Below are 24,302 nucleotides of genomic sequence, written 5' to 3'. Positions count from 1 at the left end.
AGAGCGCACACCCTGAAGGTGAATATTCACCTTCAACTGCATGGCATGGGCGGACGAGAGGCGCGGCAACTCGCCTCAGACTTCGATATAGGCCCCACGGCGCGCCGTTTTAAGAGACCAATCGGGCAAGCGCTGTGCGCCCAATAGCGGGGCCTTGATTGAGTTGCCCGCTACGCCCCCGGGCGCATCGCGGCGCGCCCCCGCAGCTTGACAGGGGTATCTTGAGATACCAAAGTGATATCACTTGCTCACCAAGAGGACGTCATGCAATCGATGGACGACACCCAGACTGAACGCACTGCCTTTTCGGCCAACGGCTACCTCGCGGTGGTCGTCGGCCTGGCGGCACTTGCTTGGCTGATCGCGCAGTTCGTCGGCGCAGAGGGTTTGGTGCAGCCTTCCACCATCGCCGTCTGCGTGCTGCTCACCGCGCTGTGTTTCGGTGGCCTGTACATGCTGCAGCCGAACGAAGGCGCTGCGTTGCAGCTTTTCGGCGCCTACGTGGGCACCGACCGCAAAAGCGGCTTGCGCTGGACGATTCCGCTCTTCACCCGCCGCCGCATCTCGCTGCGCGTGCGCAACTTCCTCTCCGACAAGCTCAAGGTGAACGACGAACGCGGCAACCCGATCGAGATCGCCGCCGCCATCGTCTGGCGCGTCGATGACACCGCCAAGGCGCTGTTCAACGTCGACGACTACGACGCCTTCGTCCGCATCCAGAGCGAAGCCGCCCTGCGCGAAATCGCCAGCAGCCACCCCTACGACAGCATCGAGGCTGAAGGCGTGCCGGCCACCCATACGCTGCGCGGCGGGTCTGATCTGATCGCCGAGGTGCTGGCGCGCAAACTCAACGAACGCCTCGGCCCCGTCGGCCTGCTGGTCGAAGAAACGCGCCTCACGCATCTGGCCTACGCGCCCGAAATCGCCAACGCGATGCTGCGCCGCCAGCAGGCCGAAGCAGTGATCGCCGCGCGCCGCAAGATCGTCGACAGCGCCGTCGGCATGGTCGAACTCGCGCTCACCGCGCTGTCCGAACGCAACGTCATCGTGCTGGACGACGAACGCAAGGCCGCCATGGTCAGCAACCTGCTCGTCGTGCTGTGCAGCGAGCAAGAGGTCAAGCCCGTGGTCAACAGCGGCACGCTCTACCCCTAAGGCATGGCGTCACCCGGAAAAAAATCCTTCCCGCTGCGCATCGACCCCGCCGTGTGGGACGCCCTCGCGCGCCTCGCCGGCGCCGAGATGCGCAGCGTGAACGCACAGATCGAATACCTGCTGCGCGAATCACTCGCGCGGCGGGGCATCAAGCTTCAGGGCGGCGATTCGCCCGACGCAACGGGCGAATCGAACAGCGACTAAGCGGCACCACGAAGGCGCAGCGCGCCTCGCCGCATGCGCCGCAACACGGCGGCAACTGGCTAACGCCGCGCCGGCACTGCCCCCATCATCGCCGGGTTCACATTCACCAAGCTGCTGTCTGCGCCCTCGGCACAGGGGCGGTCGGCGTACTCAATCCGGCCGCCGACCACGCATTTGAACGAACGGCCGCGCGGTGCATGCGCGTCCGCCTTGGATGGCGCCGGCGGCACCTCGTTCGCCAAGCGCGGTGTCGGTGCGCCCATATGCATTGCCCTGTTCGGCGCGTCACTGGGGCTGTGCTCACTAAATGCTGAATCCGTCCCCGCCGGGGCCTCGTCCGCGGGTGTCAGACCGAATCGCGGGGCGGGCGACAGGCTCGCGGCCAGCCAAGTGATGCATGCAGCCCCGGCCAATGCGATAACGAAGTGCTTCCAGGAAAAGGCCTCGGTGGCAGACATGGTCAGGGCAAGCGAAATCAGGTGTGACGAATTCTAGGCTCACGCGCCGCATTTGACGTTTGTCCACCCATAACACATTTCGTCACCCATAAAATGCCGGCAGCTCACGCCCCATCCAAGTCATGGCCCGCTACCGCCGCAAAGACGAAGGTCTGCTCACCCTCGCGCCGCAAGCGCCGTGGTACTTCTCGGCCGTCTTCGCGCTCGCCATCTTCATCGGCGTCTTCGTGTGGCTACCGCGCACCAGCGTGTTCGGCTTCTACCTCGCCGGCATCTACGGCGGCATTCGCCCGTTCGCGCTGATCGCGCTGTTCACCTTCTCCGCCATCGCGCTCTACAAGTTCCTCCAACAACTGGCGTCCGAGCGCGGCGGCTACACCTACGCGTTTGAGCCCAAGGCGCGGCAGCCTTGGGCCGACCTGGGCCGAGGGGCAACCGACGATCAGCGCGTCGAGCGGACTAGCCAGCCGACGCCCGATGAGCTTGCGGGCGGCCCCGCGTCTGCCGCTGAAGCTCGCAGCGCAATCGCCCGGCCTACCGAATGGTCGCTCACCGTGCTGCGCGACATGGAATGGAAGCGCTTCGAAGACCTGTGCCTCGCTTTCTACCGCGCCAAGGGCATCCGCGCCGAAGGCACCCTGCTCGGGCCGGACGGCGGTGTCGACGTGCGGCTCTACCAGGACGACGCCGACTCGCAGCGCTGCACCGCCGTCGTCCAGTGCAAGGCCTTGGGGCGAGCGCTCGGTCTGCGTGAAGCTGATCCGCGAGCTGCGCGGCGTCATGGCGAGCGAAGGCGTCGACAAAGGCTTCTTCATGGCGCCCGGCCGCTACACCGAAGAAGCCCGCGCCTTCGCCCCCGCCAACCGCATCACCCTGCTCGACGGCCACCAACTCCTCGCGATGCTCCAGCGCCTGCCCGCCGAAGTTAGCCGCAACCTGCTCGTCGCCGCGACGGCGGGGGACTGGACGACGCCGAGTTGCCCGTCGTGCGGAAAGAGGATGGTTGCGCGGGATGGCGCACGAGGTGCGCATTGGGGATGTGTGACGTTTCCGAAGTGCAGGCAGACATTGGGGATGCGCGAATGGAAGACCTGACCCCGTACTCCGTGACCCCGTACTCCGACGTACTCCTTGACCCCGTACTTCCTGCAGTCCGCCGATCGCTGCCCGTGGCGCTGCGATCGGCTCCGCGCGAATGGCATGGCGCTGATTCCGACCCGGAGCAATATTTGATCACCTCGTACGGCCCTCGCGCCGCATAACCAGAAGCAAATTGACCGACTGAAGATGCTGACTCTCAAGAACTCAACTAGAGCCCTTTTCATACTCACATGCGTCGTTTATTCGATGTCCCCACAAGCGCGCAATGACCGTTGGCTGATGCCTATCAGCGAATCGTTCCGCTGGCCAAGTTACGAGAAGATCCTGGGCGCTGACGTGGCCTTCCAATTCGGTCCGCTTGCAACGGAAGTGATTGCGGACGTTTCTTTAGCGAGCGGCGAAGATATCGTCGCCCACGGTGTGGCCGGCACGGTTCGGCCCCTGGGCTCCGCGAGGAAGTCGGAAGCCCAAACGTGTCGTGATGCCTACCGGGATGCACTGCTGAGGTTAAGCGAGCAGGCGCGGAGCCGAGGCAATAACGCGGTCGTCGGGATCATCAGCAACTACCGGGACGTTCCAAGCGATAGCGCGATGCACTACGACTGCCATGCCGGCATGACCCGTGCGGAAGTTGTACTCAAGGGGCGAAGTGTGAAGCTCGACCCGGCACTTGTTCGTTCGCTTCAGGCCATTTTGCTCCCCGGAACGGGGCTGCCCGTGGGCGAGCCCGATGCGGATCGGGTCAACTCGAATCGTGACGTCGCAGACGAGACCTTGATTCCCCATGCAACGGATAAAACCCGAGCTGGCTATCGGGAGTTCTTGCGTCGCTCATTCCCTAAAGCGTTCGCGATAAGCGACGACGGTCACTGGGGGTGGGCGGCTGGAATGGGCGTTGCAGACCCCGACGAACCTTCCGATCCGAAAGATCGTGCCGTCAGGCTGTGCGAGAAGTTCTCGTCTAGTCTCTGTGTTCTTTATGCGGTGGACGGGAGGATCGTCTATCGGTTCGACCTTCCCTCCGCGAAAGACTGACGCTTTGCTGAAAATTAGAGCGAGACGCTCCGTATCCCTGCTTGGCGAAGGCTGGCAAGGCACAACCGACTGTTTGGCCCACATACATCAATATGACTCGTACCAAAATCGCTGCAGCAACCTTCGTGATCGCACTGTCTGGTTGCGCAGGCACATTTAGTACCAATCCCGTTCAGGTGAGGTCTGCAAAGCCGGTACCGGCTGAGCGGTTGCTAGCATTTCAAGAGGTCGTCGACGGGACGGTCAAGGTGACCGTAACTCGCGACTCAGGATTTCTGGCGAGCGGTTGCTTCGTCGGCCTCGCTCTCAACGGTGAGCTTGCGGCGCGTTTTGATCCAGAAGAAAGCGCGGTGTTCTACGTCAAGCCGGGCGTCGCGACGATGTCGGCTATTCCCGACCCTCAAGGGCGCGGCCTGTGCGGTGCGGGTGGTTGGGATCCCGTTATCGAACAGAACACCGTCGAACCGGGACGTCCAAACCTATTCCGAATCAGTTTCGGCATGTATCGACGTCCGCGTGTGACTCAGTCACCGTACTGAGATTTAGCAAATCAAAGGGCCGCGGTGCTGCTGACTCCCTGCGGCTTCCTTCGCTGAACCGTGTTACGCGTGCACGGGGTCAGGTCTTGCAATCGCGCATCCTGCGTGGTGCCCATGACCCGCCCGTATTCCGTACCAGCGGCTAGGTTGGCATGTCTCGGGGAGCACGGGGGGATCGTCTCCGACGCCGACGGCGCCCATTAGTCCGGCATAAGTGCCGACCAAGATCAAACTAAGCCAGCGGCAGTTTCACTTCCTCAAGGCCCGCAAATGCGCCGCGCGCCGCGTTGCGGACGGGTTCTTCGATGCGCGGATCGGCGGCAACGGCCTTCCAGAATGCGCCAGACGCTTTCAAGGCCGCTCGCCACGCATCAAGCGCTGGCGGCGTGCCGATGAGCGGCGCGGGGAGCGCGGCGGGGGTGATGTGGCCATGTGCTGAGAGTGCCGCGGTGATGGTCGGCCGTGGGCGATGGGCCTGGCCGACGAAGGCGGCATCGAGCGCAGCGAGCGATACGACACCGCAACGGCCTAGGCGCGGGTGCTGGGCGTTCGTGGCCGGCACGCGGTCGAAGCGTTCGACGTCGAGGAAGGTCTGCCCGCCGAACTCATGCAAGCTGCTGCGGCTGGCAGGTAAGCCGAATGCTGCGAGCGTTTGCAAGGCCAGGTGTTCGGCGACCAGCAGGCTGGCCCATCGCCGCGCGACCGGGTTGTCGGCAGCGCTGCTGAACTTCACCAAGACCGCTTTCCGTCGCCCGGCGGAAAGGTCGGCGATCAGATCGGGGGCGTCAGTCACGACGCGTGAAACGATTTGTGAAACGATTTGTGAAACGATACTTTGCTTGCGGCGCTGGTCTGGCGTAACGCGGGTTCGCTCAGAAAAGTCAGGCTTTAAGCCACATTCGTGGTGATCGTTGCCCGCAGCGGACAGCGAACACGAAAAGAACCTGAAACGATAAAAAAGCCCGCAGTCTGCGGGCTTTTCGTGTGGGCTTGGCTGTCAGCGGCTGATCAGGTGACGAGCGCGCAGACGGCGAATGCCTGCAGCCCGGGATCAAGCGCCGGGTTTGCGCAGCGGAGAGAAGGCCTTGCCTTCGGCCCGGATCTTCTCGCGCAGCGCCTCGTTGCCGAGCGTGTCCCAGTGGAGCACGTCGAGCTTAAAGGCGAGCGGTAGTGCGTCGAGTTCGGCCCAGAGTCGGGCGAAGTCCTCGTTTGTCAGCGTCGCGCCAAACACGGCAAGGTCGAAGTCGGACGCGGGTTTGGCGCTGCCTTTTGCGCGCGAGCCGTAGATCAGTACGCGTTCGACTGCCGGGAAGCGGGCAATGATTTCGGCAATCGCCGCGTAGTGCGCCGGCGCGAGGCCGTAGATCAGGTCGTCGTCCATGTTGCGGCGCGTTGGGCCAGCAATTCGAAGGCGGCAATACCCGACGCGGCGATCCAGTCGTAAACCGAATCGGCCAGACTTTCGTCGTAGGTGTGGCTGGTGAGGTTGCGCTGACGGAGCATGTCGCTCCACAGGTTGCCGTCTTCAATGAAGCCGGCCTGCAGCGCTTCCTGAATCGCTTGCCGCGGGGTGGCCGCGTTGATGCCTTCGGCTTCCAGCCGAAGTTTCAAGAGCTTCCACGCGAGCTCGTAGCTGAATTCGAAACGCTGGATCACGGAGTCGCGCAGGAATTCGTCTTTCGGACGTGCCAGGGCCTCGCGCAGGCGCGCGACGGCGCGGGTGTAATCGGCAATGCGTTCGGCGAGGCGCTGGTGGTCCATTTCGAGTTCCGTGAAGCGCACCCGCCAGCTTTGCCGACGGGTGCTTTGCGATCAGCGGCTGATCGGCTTGTACCGAATCCGCTTCGGCTTCGCGCCTTCTTCGCCGAGTCGCTTCTTCTTGTCTTCTTCGTACTCGTGGTAGTTCCCGTTGAAGAAGGTCCATTGCGAATCGCCTTCGGCGGCGAGGATGTGGGTGGCGATGCGGTCGAGGAACCAGCGGTCGTGCGAGGTGACGAGCACGCAGCCGGAGAATTCCAGCAGCGCGTCTTCCAGCGCACGCAGCGTTTCAACGTCGAGGTCGTTTGACGGTTCGTCGAGCAGCAGCACGTTAGCGCCGGCGATCAGCGTCTTCGCCAGGTGCAGGCGGCCACGTTCGCCGCCGGAGAGCTTGCCGACGATCTTCTGCTGGTCGCCGCCCTTGAAGTTGAAGCGGCCGATGTAGGCGCGGCTGGGCATTTCGAACTTGCCCACCGTCAGCACGTCGGCGCCGCCGGCGATGGCTTCGAACACCGTCTTGTCGGCGTCAAGCCCTTCGCGGGTCTGGTCGACGGCGGCGAGCTTCACGGTCTGCCCGATGATCACTTCGCCCGAATCCGGCTGTTCCTTGCCCATGATCATGCGGAACAGCGTCGACTTGCCGGCGCCGTTCGGGCCGATCACGCCGACGATGGCGCCGGGCGGGATGCTGAAGTTGAGCTTGTCGATCAGCAGGCGATCACCGAAGCCCTTCGAGACGTCCTTGAACTCGATCACCTGGTTGCCGAGGCGCTCGCCCGGCGGGATGAAGATCTCGTGGGTCTCGTTGCGCTTCTGGTATTCGACGTTGGACATTTCCTCGTAGCGGGCCAGACGCGCCTTGCTCTTGGCCTGACGGGCCTTGGCGCCCTGGCGTACCCATTCGAGTTCTTCCTTCATCGCCTTGCGGTGGGCATCTTCCTGCTTCTGCTCCTGCGCGAGGCGGGCGCCCTTCTGCTCCAGCCAGCTGGAGTAGTTGCCCTTCCAGGGGATGCCTTCGCCGCGGTCCAGTTCGAGGATCCACTCGGCGGCGTTGTCGAGGAAGTAGCGGTCGTGGGTCACGGCCACCACGGTGCCGGGGAAGCGCACGAGGAACTGCTCCAGCCACTCGACCGATTCGGCGTCGAGGTGGTTGGTGGGTTCGTCGAGCAGCAGCATGTCCGGCTTGCTCAGCAGCAGCTTGGCGAGCGCCACGCGGCGCTTTTCGCCACCGGACAGCGGGCCGATCTTGGCGTCCCACGGCGGCAGGCGCAGCGCGTCAGCGGCGATTTCGAGCTGGGTGTCGAGATCCGCGCCCGAGGTGGCGATGATGTTCTCGTACTTGGCCTGCAGCTCGGCGAGCTTGTCGAAGTCGGCGTCCGGCTCGGCGTAGGCGGCGTACACCTCTTCGAGCTTGGTCTTCGCTTCCATGATCTCGCCCAGTGCGGATTCGACTTCCTCACGCACCGTCTTGTTGGCGTCGAGCTCGGGCTCCTGCGGCAGGTAGCCGATGCTCATGTTGGGCTGCCACTGCACCTCGCCGTCGTATTCCTTGTCGGCGCCCGCCATGATGCGCAGCACCGTCGACTTGCCCGAGCCGTTGAGGCCCAGCAGGCCGATCTTGGCGCCGGGGAAGAAGGAGAGGGAGATGTCCTTGATGATCTGACGCTTGGGCGGAACGATCTTGTTCACGCGCAGCATCGACATGACGTACTGGGCCATTCGGGCGACTTCCGTTAGTTCGATTGAAGGCCGCCAGTTTACCCGGCAGTCGGGTAGTTGCGGGCGGTGCGCATGCTTTTATGATGGCTGGCCCGCTCGCAGCCGGAGGCAGCGATGGGGCTGGCCCTGCAACCCGGCCGCCGCACCACTTGCCGGCAGCGGCGAAGCCGCCCGCTCAGTCCTCCAGAAACCGTACCCGCCCCGTTTCGATTTCATAGATCGCGCCGACGAGGCGGATGTCGCCGCGCGAGAGCGTGAGGTGGCCTTCGGGCGACTCGCTTATTTGCCGCACGGCCCAGCGTACGTTGGCTTCCACGGCGGCGCGCATCAGCTCGTCGGCGGGTAGCTTGGGGTCGAGGCCGGCGAGGGCGGGCTCGATGATGTCGAGCACGGTTTCGATGTGCTGGCGGTGCTCCACGCCCTGAAATTTGCTTGCCAGCGCCGCTTGCACCGCGCCGCAGCCTTCATGCCCCATCACCACGAACAGCGGTGTATGCAGATGCGTGCCGGCGTATTGCAGCGTGCCGGCGATGGTCGGGCCGAGCACATTGCCGGCGACACGAATGATGAACAGCTCGCCGAAGCCGGCGTCGAATACCAACTCGGGCGGCACGCGGCTGTCGCTACAGCCCAGGATCGTTGCGTACGGCGCCTGCCCCTTGGCGAGATCGGCGAGCACTTCCTTCTGCACCGTGGGGAACTTCGCCTTGCCGGCGAGAAAGCGTTCGTTGCCGGCCTTAAGGCGTTCGAGCGCCTGATCGGCGGTGAAGCTCGGGCGGGTGTGCGAATCTGGCATGGCGGGCTCCCGGTAGTGCCCGGCGGCAGCCGGGCTCAGGGCGCGCGATCGAGTTCGGCAGCGAGGGCGCGCAGATCTTCCGGAAGCGTAACGCCGGGGTGCGCTTCGCGCCAGCGTTTGAGCTGGGCGCGCGCTTCGTCGTGGCGTTGCTCGCGCAGCAGGCGGCGGATGTCTTCGAAGGTCTGGCTGTCCTCTGCGCTTGGCGTATCGCTTACCGACGCGCGTTTCTGCATCAGCTTGGCGGCGGGCGCTTCTGCGGCGGGTTTTGCGCCTTGGGCGGGTGCTGGCGCTGCGGCGGCGGGCGCGGCGTTGAGCGATTCGGCGCTGCGTTCGCGACGGGCGTTGTCGGCCTGTGCGGCGGCTTCGCGCTTGGCCTCAGCTTCCGCGGGCGGCGGCGGTGCAGCACGTTCGACACCGCGGAAGATCACGGCGTCTTCGGCGGTCTCGGTGTCAGCTTTCCGCGCCGCGCTCTTCGCTGCCGGCGGCGCGTCGGCAATCGCTTGCTTGGGGGCTGCGTCGGCTTGTGCAGCCGGCCGTTGCATGTCGGTCGTGCGCGGTTCGGCAGCGGCCGGTGCAGCGGGTGCTTGGGCTGCATCGGCGGCGGTGGGTGCCGCCTCCTGCACTGCCGCGGGCGGTGCCGGGTAGGGGGTGTCAGGCGCGCGTTCCGACATCCCTTCGACGAACCACATCCGCCCTACACCAACCGCGAGCATCAGCGTGGCAGCGGCGGCGAGCGGCAGCGATGCGCGGCGCCACCACGGGAACTCGATCACCTTTGCGGCAGAGGCGGGGGCGTCTGTCTCGACGGAGGCAGCCTTGGCGAGTTCAGCCGCCACTGCGGCGCGCACCTGCGCATCGAGCGCCGCGCCTGGTTCGGCCGGCGGCAGCGCGCGGTAGGCGTCCTGCACCTCGTGCAGTGCGCCCGCGTCGACGTGGTCAGCGGATTCGGTGGGGCGGGTCATGGCCAGATGCCGCGCAAGGCGGTCCTCAGTTTTGCGACGGCGTAACGCAGCCGGCTCTTTGCGGTTTCGACATTCACGCCGGTCAAACGTGCGACTTCTTCCAGCGGCAATTCGCTGTGCTCGCGCAGCAGGAAGGCTTCGCGCTGCACCGCCGGCAGCGCCGCCATGGCACGCGCGATGGCGGCGGCTTTCTGGCTGCGGTCCAGTGCGATATCCGGCGTGGGCGTGTCGGAATCGGCGATTGTGTCGAAGGGGTCGCCGTCGTCGTCGTGGGCTTGGAGCTCGCTTGCAAGCGCTGGGCGTTTCTCGCGCAGCAGATCGATCGTGCGGTTGCGCGCAATCTGGAACAGCCAGGTGCGGAACTGCGCCGTGGGGCGGTACTGCGCCCGCGCCTTGGCGACCGACAGCCACACATCCTGGAACACATCATCCACGGCAATCCCCTGGCCGATCAGCAGGCGTGCCACAAAGGCATACAGCCCCCGCTTGTGCCGCGCATACAGCGCATCGAACGCCGCCATGTCACCTGCCGCGAACGCGAGCATCAGCGCTTCGTCGCTGTCGGTGGCGGTGTGTGCGGCGGGGTCGGGCATGGCGGCCGAGTATACCGCCGCCGCTTCCGCCGCCACCTGGGTCGAGGTATGTAGGTTGGTGCTGAGCAACGCGAAGCCCGACATCAAGCTTGGATGACAAAGCCCTTGGGCTTCGCTGCGCTCAGCGCCAACCTGCATTCGATCACTGCGCGACGCTGACTTGTTCCGGCGCCTTCGTCGACAGCGCGCTGGCGAGCTTCACCAGACGGACGAACTCGCCGCGGTAGCCAAAGCGGTCGCTGCCTCTTGCGTTCGCGGCAAGTGCTTCGATCTGCGGGTAGCCGAACTGGCCGAGGTACTTGCCACCGCGCAGTTGCTGACCAAAGGCGGCGACCGCGGCGGCGAAGCGCAGGTCTTCGCTTGCCGCAGTGAGGCTGCGTTTCACCGGCGTGGCGATCTCCTGTGCGGCATCAGAGGCATTGGCCTTGTAGCGCAGACGCAGCATGCCCAGCTCATCACTATGGAGCGTGGTCTTCGCCACCGGCTTGCCACCCCCGTAACGCGATTCGCCGAGCAGGCCGGGCTTGCCGACCAGCGCGACTTCATACAGCGCGGTGACGGTGTGGCCGGCGCCGATCTCACCGGCATCGACCTTGTCGTTGCGGAAGTCCTCGCGCGCCAGGGTGCGGTTTTCGTAGCCGATCAGGCGGTACTCGGCGACTACGCCGGGGTTGAACTCCATCTGGATTTTCACGTCGCGCGCAACGACTGAGAGCGTGGAGCTGGCTTCCTCGACGAGCACCTTCTGCGCTTCGTTCAAGGTGTCGATGTACGAGTAGTTGCCGTCGCCCGCGTCGGCCACCTGTTCCATCATCGCGTCGTTGTAGTTGCCGGTGCCAAAGCCCAGCGTGGAGAGCGAGATGCCGCTCTTGCGCTTTTCGGCGACCATGCCCTTGAGCTGCGAGAAGTCAGTGACGCCGACGTTGAAGTCACCGTCGGTGGCCAGCAGGATGCGGTTGATGCCGTCCTTCACATAGCCCTGCTGCGCCATCTGGTAGGCGAGCTGAATGCCGGCTGCACCGGCGGTGGAACCACCCGCGACGAGCTGATCGATCGCCATGCGGATCGTCGCCTTGTCGCTGCCCGCGGTGGGCGGTAGCACGACGCGCGTGCCACTGGCGTAGGTGACGAGCGAGACATGGTCCTCCGGCCGCAAGCTCTCCACCATCAGCTTCAGCGCGTTCTTCAGCAGCGGTAGTTTGTCCGGCGACTCCATCGAGCCCGACACGTCGACGAGGAATACCAGATTGCTTGGCGGCAGCGTGGCGCGCGGCTTGTCGAAGGCCTTGATGCCGACGCGCAGCAGCAGGGTGTCCTTGTTCCACGGTGAGGCGGCGACCTCGGTGGTGACACCGAAGGGCGGGCGCTTGCCGTCTACTACCCGCGGCTCGGCGTACTGGTAGGGGAAGTAGTTGATCAGTTCTTCCACGCGCACCGCGTCGGGCGCCGGCAGGCGGCCCTCGTTCAGGAAGCGACGCACGTTCGCGTAGGCGCCGGTATCCACATCGATCGAGAAGGTGGAGAAGGGCTGCTCGGCCGCGGCGACGACGCCGTTGTCCTTGATCGGGTTGTAGCGCTCGCGATCTTCGGCCGGCATCGGCGCGGGCATCGCCATCAGCGTCGGCTGCGCCATCACCGCTTTGGCGAGCGGCGCCGGCGCAGCGACGGCCTCGCGCGTTTCGGCGCGGCGCTTCTGCTCGGCGCCCGCGCGCACGGCTGCTTCGGCGCGCACGGCATCAGCCTTGGCCGTGGCTTGTGCATTGTTGGTGCCGGCGTCCTGCTCTGCCGCGGTCGACAGGCCATTGGTGCCGCACGCGGTGGTCAGCACCGCAAGCGCGGCGAGCAAGGTCGCGTTGCGGGCATGGAGGTGGGCTGGGCGGGAAAGCGTGTTACGGGTCATGTGAGGCTCCGTTTTCAAAGTGTCCGGGAGCGCCCGAAGCGGGCGTCTGGGTACTGAAACGGAGCTGGTCGACGAAACGGGTTAAGGCCAAGGAAGAAAACAAGAACCGCGTAGGGGTTGCCTATTGATCACGCGCAGATGTCGCTGCTAAAGCTGTTAAATTCGACAAAGTCACAATTTGTATCAAGTTCGTGACAGACAATTCATGAGCGAATCGCGCCCATTGCGTGGTAGCACGCACAACCAAAAACCAAGAACAGATTTCCAAGGGAGCCACACCATGCACCACCGCTTTGCGCGGACCCTCATCGCAACTTCAATTCTGCTCGGCCTTGCGGCATGCGGCGGCGGTGGCGGATCCGACCCCACGGTCAAACCCAATCCCCCGGTGGATCCGGGGCCGAGCGCGTGCTCGACCTGCGCGCCAGGCACCCTGGCGGGGCGCATTGCTACGGGTGGCGCAGTGGTAGCAGCCGAAATCGTTATCGTCGACGCCAACGGGAAGTCGGTGAAAACGGTTGCTGATTCGACTGGCGCTTACAAGGTGGATGTATCGACACTGACCGCACCGTTCATCATCAAGGTGGTGGGCAATGTCGGCGGCGAGGCCGTGGTGTTGCACTCGGTCGCGACCGCCGGCGACGTCGGCACCAATGCGGTCAATGTCACGCCGCTGACCGAACTGGTGTCCGCCGCGGTGATTGGTACCGCGCCGGAAGCCCATTTGGCCGCGGGCACTGCGGATTTGAGCAAGATCACGCCAGCGGCTATTGATGCAGCGGAAAAGGCAATCAAGGTCGTCGTACAACCGGTGCTCGACGCTGCGGGTGCAGGCAGCGCCAACCTGCGCACCACCGAGTTTCAGCCGAACCGCACTGGTATCGACCAAGTGCTGGATGCCACCAAGGTGGTGACAAAGGGCGCGGCCTATTCGATTACGCTTGTGACGGGCAGTGCGGCGGTGGCGCTCGATCCGAGCAACCCTGCGGGCGCGAAGACGATCGATGCCCCCGCCGGCGGCGCTAAGGCGTTGAACGATCTCGCCAGCAGCATTGGCGACATCCAGACGACTTTGAATGAATTCGCCGCGCTGTTCGCCAACGCGATTCCAGCTTCGACTGCCTTGCAGCCCTACTTTGCTACAAGTTTCAAGCACGACGGCCAGGCCGCAGCCGACTTCATCGACCAGGTGCTGCGCCATGTGGATGCAGACAGCGCAGGCGGATTCAGTCATCGAGGCGTGCGTTTTGATGCGCTGCGCGTCGAGAACGTGATCGACGCCGACACGATCGAGGCCTCTTTCCGCGTTGTTTATCGCGCAGGCTTCCGCGCCAGCGACGAGCGCATGGTGTTCAAGCGCACTGCGGGCAAGTGGCTGCTGGCTGGCAACGGACTCGCCGGCCGGGTGCGCGTGAGCTTGATGGCACGCCTGAAGGAAAAACCGCTGACCGAAACAGAGCTGTTGGGGCTGCCTGGCGTGACAACGTATAGGGTGCTCCCTGACGGCAAGACCTCCTACTATCAGGCGATCCGAGACGAGAATGGCAATAACTTGTTCCTCTGGCTTTGCCGCCCTGGTGAAGAGTGTTTCGGCACGATCGGCTTCGCTGGTGCCGAGTGGGGCACTGCCGAGCGCCTCGCGCGATTCAAGTACAACCGTTACTACGCCAAGCAGGACGGACGCGTCAGCAACTACATCGTGTTTGATGTGCCGACCAATCGCGTTGCCAGCAACGTGGCCGCGATTACCGTTACGGGTCCTGGTTTGCCGGCAGGCGGCCTGAATCTGGAACCGCCGGTTCGTCGGACGCGCCCGTACTGGGTCTTCAAAGGCGACGAGTTCGACTGGAACGCCTTCAATGCCGACCGCTGCAACCAGATCAACAACGCAAGCAACCCGGTTGCCAACTGCGGCATGGACTGGAGCCAGGTTGCGCAAGGCTCGGACTACACCTTTACGCTCAAGGATGCGAGCGGCAATGTCGTCGCGATTCAACACGATACGCTGCGCGGCAAGCCGGTCAGCGAGGCGGATGCCTATGCAAAGAAGGATCAGCTCTTCCCGCAGTACACACTGGATGACGCACACGCCTTCTCGTATCGCAACTTCTTCAACGATGTTGACGGCCCGTTCATGCCCGGCAAACCGGTGACGCTGACCTGGACCTTGCCACAACAGCTCGGCTTCCGGCTGGTGTCGGTTGGCATGAGCATCCTGACGCCGAAGCTGGATGCGAATGGCAATTGGCTCAACACCGGCTACGACGAGTTTGCCGTCGGCGCGTCGCACTACAACGTCGATCCGAAGCTCGCGAATCCGCTGCAGACGGTGTTCAACCCGACACACAAAATCTTCCCGCAAGGTGGCTGGACGACGCTGACCGGCGTGGATGCCTTTGGCAACGTGTGGGAGCACGAGCTCAGCCCGCAGAACCCGCGCTAAGCGAGATCGAAGGGGGGCGCCAACGCGCCCCGAAATCCGTGAGAGGCTGGTCGCCGACACCCGCGCAGGGTGTCGAAGATCAGCCTCTCGTACGTTTGACGCCATGCAAATTCATGTCGCCGGTTCCGGCAGCGCCGAACTTTGGATTACCGTGTGCGCTGACGAAACTGCCACGGAACCTGCTGCCATGACGATCTCCCTGCTTGACCTCGCCCTCGGCATGCCTAAAGCCGAGCTGCACATCCACATCGAAGGCTCGCTGGAGCCGGAGCTGGCCTTCGCACTGGCGCAGCGCAATGGCGTGGCTTTGCCGTTCGCGGATGTCGATGCGCTGCGCCGCGCGTATGACTTCGAGGATCTGCAATCCTTCCTCGACCTCTACTACGCCTGCGCCGCGGTGTTGCGCACCGAGGCGGACTTTCATGACCTGATGCTCGCTTACCTGCGCCGCGCCGCGGCCGATGGCGTGGTGCATGCCGAAGTGTTCTTCGATCCGCAGACGCATACGCCGCGGGGCGTGCCGTTCGCGACGGTGCTGGCGGGGCTGGAATCGGGCGCCGAGGCGGCGCGCAAGGAGTCCGGCATCAGCACGCGGCTGATCCCGAACTTTCTGCGCCATCTTTCCGAGGAGGAGGGTTTCGCAGCGCTCGCCGAGATGGCGCCCTTCATCGACCGTATTCACGGTTTCGGGCTGGATTCGTCGGAGCGCGGGCATCCACCGTCGAAGTTCGAACGCCTGTTCGCGCGCTGTCGTGCGCTGGGCAAGCCCGTCGTTGCCCATGCGGGCGAGGAGGGGCCGCCAGCCTACATCGTGGAGGCGCTGGATCTGCTGAAGGTGGCGCGTATCGACCATGGCGTGCGTGCGGTGGAAGACGCGGCCTTGATGGCGCGGCTTGCGCGTGAGCGGATGCCGCTGACGGTATGCCCGCTGTCGAACGTGCGCCTGTGCGTGTTCAAGGACATGCGCGAGCACACGCTGCCGGCGCTGCTGAAGCAGGGCCTCTGCGCCACGATCAACTGCGACGACCCGGCCTACTTCGGTGGCTACATGGGCGACAACATTCGTGCGCTGCAGGCTGCCTTCGATTTCGATGCGTCCGTCTGGTACCGGCTGGCGCGCAACAGTTTCGAGGCGAGTTTCGTGGATGCGGCACAGCGGGCGGCGTGGGTCGATCGGCTGGACGACTGGTTTGCGCAGCAAGGCTACGCGGGCGTCGTCAGCTAAACAAAACGGGGTGGCAAGCGCCACCCCGTTTTGTGTGTCGCTGCGTCGTGATCAGAAGTGCGCTTCGACTTTCAGCATCGGCGTGCGCGCGGTGGAGCCGACCAGCTTCGTGTGGTCGTTGCCGAACTTGTTCTGCCAGTACTCGTAGCCGACGCCGGCGAGGAAGGTGTCCTTCTTGCCGGCCAAGGCGCCGACGTCCGCCATCAGGAAGATGTTCAGCAGCGTCTCGGGCTTCGTTTCATCGCCGAAGCCGTCCTTGCCCTTGGCTGCGGTGTAGTTGAAGTAGCCATTCACGTTCATCGGCAGGCTGCCCGCAGCGAACGGCACGCCCCAGGCGCCCGCGATGCGCCAGGTACTGTCGAAGCTCACGTCCTTGCCGACGATGCCGTTGTGATTGGTTTCCTTGTAGTACAGCAGGCTCAGGTCTGCCCAGCCATCGAACGCGCCGAACTTGAGCGTCGGGCCGAAGGTGAACTTGCGCACGCGTGAGGCGAAGTCGTTGTTCTTGCTGCTCGCATCAAAGCCGGTGGTCAGCGCCAGGTCGCGTACCGGGCCGAAGGCGTAACTGCTACCGGTGATCTTGCCGAGATGCAGCTGGTTGGCATACACCGCGTAGATCTCCTGTGCGCCACCCTGGCCGCCGGCCGCGGGGTCGTTCTTGTCGGACAGCAGGAAGTCGACGTTGAAGAAGTTGCTGCCGTACTTGAAACCGCTGACATGGGTGAGCGCGAAGATGCTCTTGGCGATGTCGCCTTCGATGCCGGGTTCGGCGAATTGTGTGCCGTAGCGGTAGCTGACCGAGGTGTCACTCCAGTCGGCGGCGAAGGCGGGGGTTGCGGTCGTTGAAGTGATTGCGGCCAGGATGGCGGCCGCGCAGATCGAACGTTGAATACTCAAGACGTGCTCCGGGAGACTTGTGGAATCGGGGGCACAACGATTCGCCGTTCTCGCGGGCCGCCGCACGCCTTCAACCGGCGAGTCAACCTGGCTCGCGATTTGGGCGAACAGATGCGATGTGGGGCCGAAGCGTATCGCAGCCGGATTTGCATGCTTTGCGCTTCGGCAAACCTGTGTCGGACTGCCGGGCGTGGCGCACAATGCGTGCGAAAATCTCGCCGGCCGCGATGCGCCGCATCGTCGGCATCAGCCAAAGTCCATCATGTCCGCACCCGCTACAACCCAATCTGCCGACGTTCTCTGCGGCCCCATCCGCCCTGAATTGATCCGCGACGAGATTCTCGCCGACCTGTTCGAAGCCAGTGCGCAACGCACGCCGGAGCAGATCGCGCTGATTCACGGTGAGCGAAGCCTGAGCTACGCCGAACTCGATGCACTGGCCGATCGCGCGGCATCGCGCCTGATCGACGCCGGCGTGCGCCCGGGCCAGATCATCGGCCTGTGGTTGCCGCGCGGCATCGACCTGCTGGTGATGCAACTGGCAATCGCAAAAACCGGCGCGGCCTGGCTGCCGAGCGATGCCGACACACCGGTGGATCGCGTTGCGGTATGCCTTGAGGATGCGGCGGCCCCCGGCATTGTCAGTTGTGAAGCGTTTGCGCCGCAGTTGGGCAAGCTCGGTCGTTCGGTGTGGACTGCCGAAGCACTGCTCGCACCACTCGATGCACCGTTGCGCCGCCGTGAAGGCGCGCGCCCCGATCACCCGGCCTATGTGATCTACACCTCCGGTTCCACCGGCAAGCCCAAGGGCATCGCGATCAACCAGGGCAGCATCTGCCACTTCCTGCGCAGTGAAAATGCGGTGCTCGGCATCCGCGCGTCGGACAAGGTCTACCAGGGCTTCTCGGTCGCCTTCGACATGTCCTTCGAAGAGATCTGGATCAGCTACCTGGTCGGGGCCACGCTGTGGATCGCACCGAAGGAAATCGCTGCCGACCCGGATGTGCTGCCACAGGCGCTCGCAGAAAACGGCATCACCGCGCTGCATGCGGTGCCGACGCTGCTGGCGCTGTTTGCGCAGGATGTGCCGGGCCTGCGTTTGATCAACCTTGGCGGCGAGATGTGCCCCGAGGCGCTGGTCGCCAAGTGGGCGCGACCCGGCCGGCAGGTGTTCAACACCTATGGCCCGACCGAGGCCACCGTCTCGGCCAGCCTCGCCGAGTTGCATGCCGGCGAACCGGTCACGATCGGCACGCCGCTGCCCAACTACGGGCTGCTGGTGATTGCGGCGGACGTGGAGAACGGCCTGCGTCTGCTGCCGCGCGGCGAGACCGGTGAGCTCTGCATCAGCGGGCCGGGCGTCGCGGCCGGCTACCTTGGTCGCCCCGAGCTGACCGCGGAGAAATTCCTCGCCAACCCCTGGGCGACTGGCGAGACCGACGCCCGCATGTACCGCACCGGTGACCTTGCGCGCATCGATGCCGATGGCCGCGTGCAGTGCCTTGGCCGCGCCGATGATCAGATCAAGATCCGCGGCTTCCGTGTCGAGCTGGGCGAGATCGAAGCCGTGCTCGCCGAGCAGCCGGGCGTGGGCACCGTTGCGGTGTTGCTGCGCAACGATGACGGCATCGACCAGCTGGTTGCCTTCATCGTGCCCGAGGGTGACGCACCACTCGATCCGAAGGCGCTGCGCACTGCGCTCGGCGAGCGGCTGCCGCCCTACATGGTGCCGGCCCGCTACGAGCAGATGACTGAGATGCCGAGGCTGACCTCCGGCAAGATCGACCGCAAGGTGCTCAAGGCACTGCCGCTCGCAGCGCTGGCCGGGGCCGAAGGGTCCGACGTGGCGGAGACCGACGCCGAGCGTGCGCTGTTCGCCGCGCTTGAGCGGCTCTTCCCCGGGCAGCCGATCCGCCGCGAGGCGGACTTCTTCAGCGACCTGGGCGGGCACTCGCTGCTCGCCGCACGGCTCGCGTCTGCGCTGCGAGCCGACCCGCGCTACGCCGGCCTCACGGTGCGCGACATCTACCTGCATCGCAAGGTCGGGCATATCGCTGCGGTGCTCGAGGCCATGCACGCTGCGGCACCGCAGGTTGCCGTCGAGTGGACGCCACCGTCGGCCTTCCGCCGCTGGCGCTGCGGCATCGCGCAGGCGGCGGCGGTGCCGGTGCTGGTGGCGATCCGCATGGCGCAGTGGCTGGCGCCCTTCTTCACCTACCACTTCTTCACCGGCGACCCAGGCGACTCGATTCCGTATGCGGTGGCGATGTCGGTGCTGGTGTTTCTGGCGGCCACGCTTGGTGAGTTCGTGCTCGCCTTCGTCGGCAAGTGGCTGATCGCCGGGCGCCTCAAGCCGGGGCGCTACCCCCTGTGGGGCCTGACCTACTACCGCTGGTGGCTCGCCGACCGCCTGACCGAGGCCGCACCGTCCTACCTCTTGAGCGGTTCCTCCCTGTACGCCTGGTGGTTGCGTGCCCTTGGCGCGAAGATCGGCAAGGATGTGCAGATCGGCGCGATGACGCTGCGTGCGCCTGAACTGCTGTCGATTGCCGATGGCGCCAGCATCGGCAATGCGGTCAATTTCGAGAATGCGCGCGTGCTGCATGGCGAACTGATCCTCGGCCCCATCGACATCGGGCCGAATGCCTACGTCGGCTCCTATGCGGTGCTGGAGGGCAACACCTCGGTTGCCGAGTGGGGCCATCTGGAAGGTCAGTCAGCACTCACCGACGGCATGGCAGTGCCGCCGCACCGGATCTGGACCGGCTCGCCGGCGCGTGATACCGGTGCCTTCGATCCGGCTTCGCTGCGACCACGGCCGGCGACCAGCACGCTGCGGGCCGTCACCGAAGGCGTGTTCTTCATCGCCGGTGCCTTGCTCGTCACCACGCTGTTCTTCATGCCGGTGTTCCCGACCTTCATCCTGATTGACTGGCTCGACGAAATCGACGGTCTGAGTTGGGCGCAGAGCGACGTCGTGATGCTGCAGTTGATCGAGTACTTCCTGCTCGCCCTGCCTGCCAGCGCGATCCTGGTGGTCGTGACCGCGCTGGTATCGGCAGGCATCCGCTGGGGCATCCTGCCCAAGCTCAAGACCGGCAGCTGGCCGGTGCACAGCAATGTGTATTGCGGCAAATGGCTGGTTAACCAGATCCAGGAAAACAGCCTGCAGATCCTGCACGGCGTGTACGCGACGGTGTATGCGCCGTTCTGGTACCGCCTGCTGGGCGCGAAGGTTGGGCGTGACGCCGAGATTTCGACCGCGCTGGGCGTGGTGCCGGACATGCTGACGCTGGGCGACGAAACCTTCATCGCCGACGCGGTGTTGCTGGGCGACGAAGAGATCAACGGCGGCTGGATGACGATGCAGGCCACCGTGGTGGAGCGCCGCAGCTTTGTTGGCAACGGCGCCTATGTGCCGGATGGCACGACGATCCCGGAGAACGTGCTGGTCGGCGTGCTCTCAAGGGTGCCGGACGGCAGCCTGATGAAGAGTGGTGACACCTGGCTCGGCAGCCCACCGATCAACCTGCCGGCGCGTGAAACCACCAGCGGCTATCCGGAGTCGCTGACCTTCCACCCCTCGCCGATGCGTCGCCTGGGCCGCGGCCTGATCGAAGCCTTCCGCATCGTGTCTCCGCACGCGATCGTGATCGCGGTGGGCTACAGCATCGTGCTCGACGTGATGCCCGCCGCCGGGGCTGGCCGCTGGGGTGAAGTGGCCTGGGATCTGACCGAGGCGGGCCTGCTGTTCGGGCTCGCGAGTTTCATCTTCGTTGCACTGTTCAAGTGGATCACGATCGGCCGCTACAGCAAGCGCGCAGTGCCGATGTGGACCCCCTTCGTGTGGCTGTCGGAAGCGGCGACCAACATGTACGAAGGCATCACGGTGCCGAACTTCCTGCGCTACCTGCGCGGCACGCCGTGGTTGCCGGTGGCGATGAACCTGCTCGGCGCGAAGATCGGCCGCGGCGTGTATCTCGATACCACCGACATCACCGAGTTCGACTGTGTGCACATCGGCGAGTACAGCGAACTCAACGCGCTGACCTGCCCGCAGACGCACCTGTTCGAAGACCGCGTGATGAAGATCGACCATGTGCACATCGGCGCCAAGGTGAACATCGGCCCCCGCAGCACGGTGCTGTACAGCGCCTCGGTGGCGGACGGCGCGCAGCTCGGGCCGCTCACGCTGGTCATGAAGGGCGAGAGCATCCCGGCGGGCAGCCGCTGGCAGGGCTGCCCGGCCGCACCGCAAACGGCCTGAGATGGCGCGCTGGCCGGTGTTCGAATGGCCGGCACAAGCGCCGCCGCCAAGCGCGCCTTGCGTGGTGCTCGCGCTCGCCCTAGCGCCAGACATGCCCCGTGCCGATGCCCGTGCGCGGGTGCGCGAAGCGGCTCGCGAGTACATCGCTGTACGATTGGGCGTCGCGCCCGAGTCCTTAACGCTGCGCGCGTCGCCCGGGCTTCCCCCGCAGCTTGTCGGTTACGCGCTTGGTCTGTCGTTCAGTCATGAGCCGGGCTGCTCTTTGGTTGCCGTGAACTGGGATGGCCCGGTGGGCGTGGACCTGATGCGTGTGGCGCTGCCGGAAGATTGGGCAGCCGTCGCGCGCGACTACCTGGGGCCGGCCATGGCCACGCAAATTGCCGCGACGCCGCTTGAACTGCGCGCCGAGGCGTTCTCGCAAGCCTGGACCCAGCTGGAAGCGAGCCTGAAGTTGCGTGGCGAGGCGCTGCGTGAATGGCGTGCCGGCGATGTGGTGGATGCGTGCCGCTGCAGCCCGCTCACCTTGCCGGCGGGCTACATCGGCACGCTGGCCCTGCCGCGTTGAAGCAGGGCAACCTTGAAGGCGCTTAGCGCACCGGCTCCCGCTTGAGGAAGAACGAGGTCGCGGCACCCAGCAGCGCGAGGGCGACAACGTAGTGCGCCGGCGCGAGCGGATCGCTCTTGAGCATCAGCGTCACGACCATCGGTGTGAGGCCACCGAAGATGGCGTACGACACGTTGTACGAGAACGACAGCCCCGAGAAACGCACCGCAGGCGGGAAGGCATTCACCATCGCATACGGCACCACGCCGACGATACCGACCGCGAAGCCCGCCAGCCCGTACAGCGGCATCAGCAGCGACGCATCGGCGCGCACGCCTGTGTAGAAGGCATAGCTCGTGGCAGCGAGCAGCAGGCCTCCGATCAGGATCGTGCGTGCTGCGCCGAGGCGGTCGACGAGGGCGCCCCAGAACACGCAACCGAGCGTGAGCGCGAGCGTCGCGACGCTGTTTGCGCGCAATGCGGTCGGTGCATCGAAGCCGTAGAGCTTCTGCAGGAACGTGGGCGTCAGCAGGATCACTGTGACGATCGCTGCCGACAGCATCCAGGTCAGCAGCATCGACACCACCACCGCGCCACGGTGATCGCGCACCACGGCCTTGAGCGGCACTTCATCGGCGAGCGCCTTGCGCTGCTTGAGTTCGATGAAGACGGGTGTTTCTTCCAGCCACTGGCGCAGGAACATCGCGAAGAGCCCGAACACGCCGCCGAGCAGGAAGGGCACCCGCCAGCCCACCGCCAGCAGTTCGGGCTGGGTGAAGTGGGTGTTGATTGCGGTCGCGACCAACGAGCCAAGCAGGATGCCGCCGGTGAGCCCCGCTGTCAGCGTGCCGCAGGCGTAGCCGATGTGGCGTGCGGGTACGTGTTCGGCCACGAACACCCACGCGCCCGGCACTTCGCCGCCAACCGCAGCACCTTGCAGGATGCGCATTGCCAGCAGCAGCACCGGCGCGGCGAGGCCGATCGTCGCGTAGGTCGGCAGCAGGCCCATGCACAGCGTGGGTACCGCCATCATCAGGATCGACAGCGTGAACATCCGCTTGCGGCCGACGAGGTCGCCGAAGTGCGCCATCACGATGCCGCCGAGCGGGCGTGCGAGGTAGCCGGCGGCGAAGATGCCGAAGGTTTGCAACTGGCGCAGCCAGTCCGGAATCTCGGGCGGGAAGAACAGCTGGCCGATCGTCGTCGCGAAGAAGACGAAGATGATGAAGTCGTAGAACTCGAGCGCGCCGCCGAGGGCAGCGAGCGAAAGCGTTTTGTAATCGCTGGCGCCGAGCGGGCGGTGCAGCGCGCCGGCAGTGAGCGTAGTGCTGGTCATGATCGGGCTCTTGGCAGGCCGTGGCGCCGGCGCGGGCGGCGGTGAACGCCACGACGCGCCGGCGTTCCCGGCGGTTCGGAAACGCGGCAAAGCGTTGCTTGGCGGGTGGCCTGCTGAATGCCCGGGTGGGGCGGTGAGCGCGAGCCGGCGCGGTTGGCGTCGGCAGCGTTGGGATCGCTTGGCTGCCTCAGCAGGCTAGCAGAATGCGCCGGCCCTCATGTACGTAGCGCTACGTAGGCAATCCCGGCAATCGCGCTGCGCGTGCGTCAGGCCTGCGCATACGGCCAGGTCGCACGCGTGAACACGCCGCCGTCGACCCAGATCGTCTGGCCGGTGACGAAGGCCGCGGCGGGCGACGCGAAGAAGGCCACCACGCCAGCCACATCCTCCACCTGGCCGACGCGGCCGAGCGGCGTGACGGCGGCCCAGGTATCGCCGTAACCCGGCGCTTCCTGGCGGGTGCGTTCAAGTTCGATGGCGCCCGGCGCCACGCAGTTCACCGTGATGCCGAATGGCCCCAACTCGACAGCGGCGACTTTGGTGAACTGCTCGATGCCGCCTTTCGACGCGGTGTAGTCCACCAGGTGCGGGAAGGCGAGCTTGTTCGAGCCGGAGCCGATGTTGACGATGCGCCCGCCGCCGCGCTCGCGCATCAGCCGCGCCGCCGCCTGGGTGTTGAGAAAGCAGCCCTTGAGGTTGGTCGTGATGACGCGGTCCCAATCTGCTTCGGCCAAGTCCAGCAGCGGCGCCCAGGTCTGGATGCCGGCGTTGTTCACCAGCAGCGCCGGTGCGCCGCACCAGGCAGCGACTTCGCCAAAGAAGCGGTCGACTTGCGCCTTGTCGCCCGCATCGCATTCCGCAAAGAGCACGTCGGCGCCCGCCGCACGCAACGCTGCGGCGACATCGGCCGCTGCCCCGTGGGCGCCCACATGCGTGAAGGCGATGTTCCAGCCCGCGTGGGCGAGGTGCAGCGCAATGCCGCGCCCGATGCCGCTGCTCGCGCCGGTGATGACAGCGCTGGGGCGTTCGGTTCTTGGGGGGGTAGTCGAGATATCGGGCATGGCTTCAGGTGACAGGTGGTGTGTTCAAGACGATTCGCAGTCGGCCGCTCAACACTCGCGCCGCGAGGTCTGCTGCCGTGCGGGCGCCGGCCTTTCGCATCAGTGCGGCGCGATGGTATTCGACCGTCTTGACGCTGATCTGCAAGGACTGCGCGATCTCACGATTGAGTTCGCCGCGCATCACTGCGTTGAGCACCTGCTGTTCGCGGGCCGTCAGCACGGCGTGCGGGGCCTTTTCGATTGCGGTCTCTTCGTGCGGTGGATGCATCGGGCACTGCTTGATCGTGGGCGATGGCTGGATTCTGCGTC

21 protein-coding genes and 1 pseudogene are annotated in these 24,302 nt (G+C 65.2%); 10 read left to right on the top strand and 12 right to left on the bottom strand.

What is annotated here, in order from left to right; genetic code table 11:
* Positions 1 to 264 precede the first annotated feature (264 nt).
* The 6 genes and pseudogenes from JY500_RS20630 to JY500_RS20610 all read left to right on the top strand — a co-directional run bounded on the left by JY500_RS20630 (position 265) and on the right by JY500_RS20610 (position 4,492).
* Positions 265 to 1,155 (top strand): SPFH domain-containing protein, encoded by an 891-nt coding sequence (locus JY500_RS20630; protein ID WP_246479713.1) that lies wholly within the window; start codon positions 265 to 267, stop codon positions 1,153 to 1,155.
* Positions 1,156 to 1,158: 3 nt separating this feature from the next.
* A complete protein-coding gene (locus tag JY500_RS20625; protein WP_206254427.1) occupies positions 1,159 to 1,359 on the top strand; it encodes a type II toxin-antitoxin system antitoxin in 201 nt (66 codons plus the stop codon).
* Positions 1,360 to 1,939: 580 nt separating this feature from the next.
* A pseudogene (locus JY500_RS22385) lies at positions 1,940 to 2,506 on the top strand (restriction endonuclease); the annotation flags it as partial.
* Between the two features lie 91 nt (positions 2,507 to 2,597).
* Positions 2,598 to 2,912 carry a topoisomerase DNA-binding C4 zinc finger domain-containing protein gene (locus JY500_RS22215; RefSeq protein ID WP_246479712.1) on the top strand — a complete coding sequence of 105 codons (315 nt, stop codon included), beginning with the start codon at positions 2,598 to 2,600 and terminating at the stop codon, positions 2,910 to 2,912.
* Positions 2,913 to 3,197: 285 nt separating this feature from the next.
* A complete protein-coding gene (locus JY500_RS20615) occupies positions 3,198 to 3,953 on the top strand; it encodes a YbjQ family protein (RefSeq protein ID WP_206254426.1) in 756 nt (251 codons plus the stop codon).
* Between the two features lie 92 nt (positions 3,954 to 4,045).
* Positions 4,046 to 4,492 (top strand): hypothetical protein, encoded by a 447-nt coding sequence (locus JY500_RS20610; RefSeq protein ID WP_206254425.1) that lies wholly within the window; start codon positions 4,046 to 4,048, stop codon positions 4,490 to 4,492.
* 232 nt (positions 4,493 to 4,724) lie between these two features.
* On the opposite strand, the gene JY500_RS20605 is transcribed toward JY500_RS20610, so the two are convergent.
* From JY500_RS20605 to JY500_RS20570, 8 genes are all read right to left on the bottom strand, one after another.
* The gene (locus JY500_RS20605) at positions 4,725 to 5,285 is read right to left on the bottom strand and encodes a HipA domain-containing protein (RefSeq protein ID WP_206254424.1); all 561 of its coding nucleotides are present in this window, start codon (positions 5,283 to 5,285) and stop codon (positions 4,725 to 4,727) included.
* 258 nt (positions 5,286 to 5,543) lie between these two features.
* Entirely contained in the window at positions 5,544 to 5,873 is a 330-nt protein-coding gene (locus JY500_RS20600; protein WP_206254423.1) for a nucleotidyltransferase family protein, read from the bottom strand.
* Positions 5,858 to 6,253: a nucleotidyltransferase substrate binding protein gene (locus tag JY500_RS20595; protein ID WP_206254422.1), complete on the bottom strand. Its 396-nt coding sequence runs from the start codon at positions 6,251 to 6,253 to the stop codon at positions 5,858 to 5,860. Before JY500_RS20595 ends, JY500_RS20600 begins: the two co-directional genes overlap by 16 nt.
* Positions 6,254 to 6,304: 51 nt before the next feature.
* Positions 6,305 to 7,969, bottom strand: coding sequence for an energy-dependent translational throttle protein EttA (gene ettA, locus JY500_RS20590; protein ID WP_172202414.1), 1,665 nt, complete (start codon positions 7,967 to 7,969; stop codon positions 6,305 to 6,307).
* A gap of 175 nt (positions 7,970 to 8,144) precedes the next feature.
* Positions 8,145 to 8,765, bottom strand: coding sequence for a carbonic anhydrase (locus JY500_RS20585; protein ID WP_206254421.1), 621 nt, complete (start codon positions 8,763 to 8,765; stop codon positions 8,145 to 8,147).
* 35 nt (positions 8,766 to 8,800) lie between these two features.
* The gene (locus JY500_RS20580; protein ID WP_206254420.1) at positions 8,801 to 9,727 is read right to left on the bottom strand and encodes a hypothetical protein; all 927 of its coding nucleotides are present in this window, start codon (positions 9,725 to 9,727) and stop codon (positions 8,801 to 8,803) included.
* A complete protein-coding gene (locus JY500_RS20575; protein WP_206254419.1) occupies positions 9,724 to 10,458 on the bottom strand; it encodes an RNA polymerase sigma factor in 735 nt (244 codons plus the stop codon). The genes JY500_RS20580 and JY500_RS20575 overlap by 4 nt, the downstream gene beginning before the upstream one ends.
* A gap of 4 nt (positions 10,459 to 10,462) precedes the next feature.
* The gene (locus tag JY500_RS20570) at positions 10,463 to 12,220 is read right to left on the bottom strand and encodes a vWA domain-containing protein (RefSeq protein WP_246479710.1); all 1,758 of its coding nucleotides are present in this window, start codon (positions 12,218 to 12,220) and stop codon (positions 10,463 to 10,465) included.
* Positions 12,221 to 12,500: 280 nt separating this feature from the next.
* Between JY500_RS20570 and JY500_RS20565 the strand changes: the two genes are divergently transcribed.
* Positions 12,501 to 14,663 carry a hypothetical protein gene (locus JY500_RS20565; RefSeq protein WP_206254418.1) on the top strand — a complete coding sequence of 721 codons (2,163 nt, stop codon included), beginning with the start codon at positions 12,501 to 12,503 and terminating at the stop codon, positions 14,661 to 14,663.
* Between the two features lie 193 nt (positions 14,664 to 14,856).
* Positions 14,857 to 15,888: an adenosine deaminase gene (locus JY500_RS20560; protein ID WP_425493213.1), complete on the top strand. Its 1,032-nt coding sequence runs from the start codon at positions 14,857 to 14,859 to the stop codon at positions 15,886 to 15,888.
* A 51-nt stretch (positions 15,889 to 15,939) separates the two neighbouring features.
* Here the strand turns inward: JY500_RS20560 and JY500_RS20555 are convergent, their stop codons facing one another.
* Positions 15,940 to 16,785, bottom strand: coding sequence for a hypothetical protein (locus tag JY500_RS20555; protein ID WP_206254416.1), 846 nt, complete (start codon positions 16,783 to 16,785; stop codon positions 15,940 to 15,942).
* Positions 16,786 to 17,047: 262 nt separating this feature from the next.
* Here JY500_RS20555 and JY500_RS20550 point away from each other — a divergent pair, with 262 nt between their 5' ends.
* Both JY500_RS20550 and JY500_RS20545 read left to right on the top strand, forming a co-directional pair.
* Complete coding sequence (locus JY500_RS20550; RefSeq protein ID WP_206254415.1) at positions 17,048 to 21,052, top strand: Pls/PosA family non-ribosomal peptide synthetase; 4,005 nt, start codon at positions 17,048 to 17,050, stop codon at positions 21,050 to 21,052.
* Between the two features lies 1 nt (position 21,053).
* Positions 21,054 to 21,617 (top strand): 4'-phosphopantetheinyl transferase family protein, encoded by a 564-nt coding sequence (locus JY500_RS20545; RefSeq protein ID WP_206254414.1) that lies wholly within the window; start codon positions 21,054 to 21,056, stop codon positions 21,615 to 21,617.
* Between the two features lie 22 nt (positions 21,618 to 21,639).
* On the opposite strand, the gene JY500_RS20540 is transcribed toward JY500_RS20545, so the two are convergent.
* The 3 genes from JY500_RS20540 to JY500_RS20530 form a co-directional block, all read right to left on the bottom strand.
* Entirely contained in the window at positions 21,640 to 22,932 is a 1,293-nt protein-coding gene (locus tag JY500_RS20540; RefSeq protein WP_206254413.1) for an MFS transporter, read from the bottom strand.
* A gap of 266 nt (positions 22,933 to 23,198) precedes the next feature.
* On the bottom strand, positions 23,199 to 23,993 hold the full coding sequence (locus tag JY500_RS20535; protein ID WP_206254412.1) for an SDR family NAD(P)-dependent oxidoreductase: 795 nt from the start codon (positions 23,991 to 23,993) through the stop codon (positions 23,199 to 23,201).
* A gap of 4 nt (positions 23,994 to 23,997) precedes the next feature.
* Positions 23,998 to 24,261 carry a LuxR C-terminal-related transcriptional regulator gene (locus JY500_RS20530; RefSeq protein ID WP_206254411.1) on the bottom strand — a complete coding sequence of 88 codons (264 nt, stop codon included), beginning with the start codon at positions 24,259 to 24,261 and terminating at the stop codon, positions 23,998 to 24,000.
* Positions 24,262 to 24,302: the final 41 nt, after the last annotated feature.

The sequence above is a fragment of the Niveibacterium microcysteis genome (genome assembly GCF_017161445.1).
In the GTDB taxonomy this organism is placed as follows: domain Bacteria; phylum Pseudomonadota; class Gammaproteobacteria; order Burkholderiales; family Rhodocyclaceae; genus Niveibacterium; species Niveibacterium microcysteis.
This window is presented reverse-complemented; position numbering and strand designations above follow the sequence as displayed.

Bases quoted from the DNA above. Each gene is read 5' to 3' on its own strand.
- ettA (WP_172202414.1), bottom strand. From the start codon at position 7,969: ATGGCCCAGTACGTCATGTCGATGCTGCGCGTGAACAAGATCGTTCCG.
- JY500_RS20550 (WP_206254415.1), top strand. From the start codon at position 17,048: ATGTCCGCACCCGCTACAACCCAATCTGCCGACGTTCTCTGCGGCCCC.
- JY500_RS20595 (WP_206254422.1), bottom strand. From the start codon at position 6,253: ATGGACCACCAGCGCCTCGCCGAACGCATTGCCGATTACACCCGCGCC.
- JY500_RS20625 (WP_206254427.1), top strand. From the start codon at position 1,159: ATGGCGTCACCCGGAAAAAAATCCTTCCCGCTGCGCATCGACCCCGCC.
- JY500_RS20615 (WP_206254426.1), top strand. From the start codon at position 3,198: ATGCCTATCAGCGAATCGTTCCGCTGGCCAAGTTACGAGAAGATCCTG.
- JY500_RS20575 (WP_206254419.1), bottom strand. From the start codon at position 10,458: ATGCAGGTTGGCGCTGAGCGCAGCGAAGCCCAAGGGCTTTGTCATCCA.
- JY500_RS20565 (WP_206254418.1), top strand. From the start codon at position 12,501: ATGCACCACCGCTTTGCGCGGACCCTCATCGCAACTTCAATTCTGCTC.
- JY500_RS20570 (WP_246479710.1), bottom strand. From the start codon at position 12,220: ATGACCCGTAACACGCTTTCCCGCCCAGCCCACCTCCATGCCCGCAAC.
- JY500_RS20545 (WP_206254414.1), top strand. From the start codon at position 21,054: ATGGCGCGCTGGCCGGTGTTCGAATGGCCGGCACAAGCGCCGCCGCCA.
- JY500_RS20585 (WP_206254421.1), bottom strand. From the start codon at position 8,765: ATGCCAGATTCGCACACCCGCCCGAGCTTCACCGCCGATCAGGCGCTC.
- JY500_RS20600 (WP_206254423.1), bottom strand. From the start codon at position 5,873: ATGGACGACGACCTGATCTACGGCCTCGCGCCGGCGCACTACGCGGCG.
- JY500_RS20610 (WP_206254425.1), top strand. From the start codon at position 4,046: ATGACTCGTACCAAAATCGCTGCAGCAACCTTCGTGATCGCACTGTCT.
- JY500_RS20530 (WP_206254411.1), bottom strand. From the start codon at position 24,261: ATGCATCCACCGCACGAAGAGACCGCAATCGAAAAGGCCCCGCACGCC.
- JY500_RS20630 (WP_246479713.1), top strand. From the start codon at position 265: ATGCAATCGATGGACGACACCCAGACTGAACGCACTGCCTTTTCGGCC.
- JY500_RS20540 (WP_206254413.1), bottom strand. From the start codon at position 22,932: ATGACCAGCACTACGCTCACTGCCGGCGCGCTGCACCGCCCGCTCGGC.
- JY500_RS20535 (WP_206254412.1), bottom strand. From the start codon at position 23,993: ATGCCCGATATCTCGACTACCCCCCCAAGAACCGAACGCCCCAGCGCT.
- JY500_RS22215 (WP_246479712.1), top strand. From the start codon at position 2,598: ATGGCGAGCGAAGGCGTCGACAAAGGCTTCTTCATGGCGCCCGGCCGC.
- JY500_RS20580 (WP_206254420.1), bottom strand. From the start codon at position 9,727: ATGACCCGCCCCACCGAATCCGCTGACCACGTCGACGCGGGCGCACTG.